The 3,247-nt window shown below is 61.7% G+C and carries 3 protein-coding genes; 2 read left to right on the top strand and 1 reads right to left on the bottom strand.

Translation table 11 applies throughout. The features are described 5' to 3' along the window. A partial coding sequence (locus AC1DVM_RS22830) for a UPF0182 family protein (protein WP_477258384.1) occupies positions 1–1,614 on the bottom strand: 1,614 nt, incomplete at its 3' end. Positions 1,615–1,851: 237 nt separating this feature from the next. On the opposite strand from AC1DVM_RS22830, the gene AC1DVM_RS22825 reads away from it, so the two are divergent. Both AC1DVM_RS22825 and AC1DVM_RS22820 read left to right on the top strand, forming a co-directional pair. Then, a complete protein-coding gene (locus AC1DVM_RS22825) occupies positions 1,852–2,559 on the top strand; it encodes a vWA domain-containing protein (protein ID WP_477258382.1) in 708 nt (235 codons plus the stop codon). Then, positions 2,556–3,247: DnaJ domain-containing protein (locus AC1DVM_RS22820; RefSeq protein ID WP_477258380.1), on the top strand; the 692-nt coding region annotated here is incomplete at its 3' end. The genes AC1DVM_RS22825 and AC1DVM_RS22820, both read left to right, overlap by 4 nt.

Raw genomic sequence — 3,247 nt, 5'->3', positions numbered from 1 at the left:
GATCCGGCTTTCGTCGGTGACGTAGCTGCTGATCAGGATGTTCGGATCGCCAAAATACCTGGCGAAGAGCATCCTCCGGGCACCCGCGCCGACCGCCACACCGCCGACGCCGTCGTATGTTGTGTAGACGTTGTCCTTGCCCCTGGGGTAGTCGAACTCCGGCGTGCTTCCCTTGACGATGACGTAGTTGTCGGTCAGTTCGCCGTAATAGATGCGGGGCTCACGAATCGGAGGACCGCCGGTCGCAACCGGCGGAATGTCGCGGAGATAGAAGACTGGCAGCCCTTCGCCACTTTTCTGGGTGACAGGGCTCATGATCACACCGTTCCCGTGCGTGAACAGCACGTGGCGATTGACCCAGGTCTGCGCATTGGCGGGGAGGAGCGCGGACTCGAGTTCGCGGGCCGACAGCATCACCTGTCGGTAGGAACCGTCGAGCCAGTAACGATCCACATCCACGTCCCAGAACTTGTAGTAAGTCCGAATCTCTTGCAGTTGACCATATGTGGTCAGGAGCGGCTGCTCATCCCATACCCGGATATTGCCGATGGTCGCCTGATTGGCTTGGAGCGAGGCGGACGTCAGGCTCTGCTCGACGGGGAAGGCCCTGGCGGCCATTCGATGGAGGTTATAGGCGTGTCGAGTGAGCGTGATGTTCTGCTGGATGTATGGCCTCTCCAGCTCCAACTCGCTAGGTCTCACATACAAGCGCTCGAACGAGGCAGGAAGCACCTCAGCCAGTACATAGAGGCTTCCGAAGACCAGCACCGCCGCCGCTAGGGGAAGCCTGTAAGTGCGGGCCCACACGTTGCCCCACGACATGAGAGCTGCAATGACTGCAAGCCCGATGAGCACCCAGAGGACGGGCAGCACAACGTGCGTGTCCGTGTAGCTTGCACCCACCACGACGCCATTGTCGCCGTACAGGAGGAGATAGCGGTCCAGTCCGTAGGACCACGCTTTSACGGCGAAGAAGGCACCGAGCAAAGCGGAGCCATGAGCGATGGCGGCCGGAGATATCGTCAGGCTTTGGCCGTCAAATTCGATATGGTCACGCGTCCAGTAGACGGCTCCGGCGACGAGAATACTCAAGCTGACCGTCAGCAGCATCCAGTTCTTGAGAGCAATATAGGCCGGGAGTGAGAAGAGATAGAAGCCGATGTCGTTGCCGAAAACGGGGTCACGTTGGCCGTAGGGTACCTGATAGACAAACCGCAGGAGAGGGTCCCAGTTGATGGTCTCTCCGGCAGCCAGCAGCCCTGCGAGGATGACGCCCGCACCCGCGGCGATAAGAGCAAGACGTCTACCAATGACATTCGACATGCCGGCCGATAGCGCCAGGTGCACCGTGCCTCCTGCCGGTTCAAGGGAGTTCCCGGTTGCATGCTTCGCAGACCTGGATGCAAACCAACCGTTACAGCAGATGATGATCGCGGATGCCGCGAAGACCGCCAGAAACAACAGGGCCTTGGTACTGAAGATCGTCCAAAAGACGTCGAGGTAGCCGACGGCCGAAAACCATGTCCAGTCGACGACGAAATCGAGGACGACGTCTAATACAGTCAGGCAGCTCACGATGGCGGCTGCCACAACCGCTGTGCGTCTCCACGACATGATCCACCTCTCTTTGGTGGCTCCCGCCGGCCCGCCTTCCGGCGGGACGCTCGAGATGCGTGCGATTTCAGTATATCCGCTCTCAGGGCTTGGCGTCAGCTTGATAATGTAGACTTGGCCGTCCGTCTGGCGGCAGAGCTGCTGCGCAATCGCGCGCCAAGCCGCAACGCTTCGTTCTTCCGCAGCTGATTTACAAGCCTCCTCCGAGTGACCACATCATAGACGGATGGAGGGACAATGACTGACAGGAAGAACCTCACGCAATCATCTTCCGCGATCGAGTCGTTTCTGGAGCAGGCTAGGCGGCTTGGTCCCTTGGAGAGCGGTGTTCCACGGGCGCGGCTCGTCTTTGCCCTCGACGCCACCATGAGCCGCCAGCCCACTTGGGATCTGGCCTGCCGGGTTCAGAGTGAGATGTTCGCGGCTGCCAGTCATGCCGGCGGGCTCTCGATCCAGCTTGTGTATTTCCGGGGCTTCGATGAATGTCGCTCCTCCCGGTGGGTTGCAGATCCGCAAGGCCTGACCACCCTCATGACGAAGATTTCCTGCCGGGGCGGTCAAACCCAGATCGGACGCGTGCTCCGCCACGTCCGATCAGAGGCGAGCAAGGCGCCGCTCAAGGTGCTCGTCTTTGTTGGCGACGCCATGGAAGAGCCGATCGATGATCTCTGCGTGATCGCGGGGGAGCTCGGCCTGCTCGGGGTCAAGGCGTTCATGTTCCACGAGGGCCACGATCCAGACGCGGCCCGGGCCTTTCAAGAGGTCGCTCGTCTGACCGGCGGGGCCTATGCCCGCTTTGACACCCGCGCTGCGCTGGCCCTGTCCGAACTGCTGCGCGCCGCGGCCGCCTATGCGGCAAGTGGCGTCGAAGGTCTTACCCGGCTTGCTCCGGACAGCGAACAGGCACGCGGCCTGCTGACCTCGATGACCGGCCGCAAGCCATGACTCTGCTGTACGGCATCGCGGCTGCTGCTATCCTGGGGTTGTTCCTGCACAATTTCCGGCACGCCAACACCGCCGCCCTGGCAAAGATAATCAGGGTGGCCGGCGGGATTCTGATGCTTGGCGCTGCGGCGTTGCTGGGGCTGCGGGGGCGAATCGACATGGCTCTCCTGCTCGGAAGCCTCGGAGTTTGGCTTCTTGGCTGGGGCGGTCTGAGCATCTCAAGCATGGGCGGGCGGCCGTCGCAGACCCCTCACGGCCCCTCGCGAGTCTCCTCGACAATGCTTGAGATGGAGCTTGATCGCGACACGGGGGAGATGGACGGTGCCGTGCTCGACGGGGCTTTCGCAGGACGGAGGCTCAGCTCTCTCGACGAGGCCAGCTTGTATCGGCTCTTGAGCGACTGCCAGGCCGGTGATCCGCAAGGCGCCCGCCTCCTTGAGGCTTATCTCGACCGTCGGCTGCCTCAGTGGCGTGAAACCGTTCGGGGTCGTGAGCACGCTCGGCCGGGCGCTCAGTCGTCATCGGGTGCGATGTCGGAAGAGGAGGCCCATCAGGTCCTTGGACTTCAGCCGGGCGCAAGTCTCGACGAGATCCGACAGGCACATCGAAGACTCATAAAAAAACTTCATCCCGACCAGGGCGGTTCGACATATCTGGCGGCTCGGGTGAACCAAGCCAAAGAGATCCT

The sequence above is a fragment of the Microvirga sp. P4_A5 genome (genome assembly GCF_056402495.1).
The sequence above is the reverse complement of the archived record's forward strand: the minus strand, read 5'-3'. Positions and strand labels throughout refer to the sequence as shown.

Bases quoted from the DNA above. Each gene is read 5' to 3' on its own strand.
- AC1DVM_RS22825 (WP_477258382.1), top strand. From the start codon at position 1,852: ATGACTGACAGGAAGAACCTCACGCAATCATCTTCCGCGATCGAGTCG.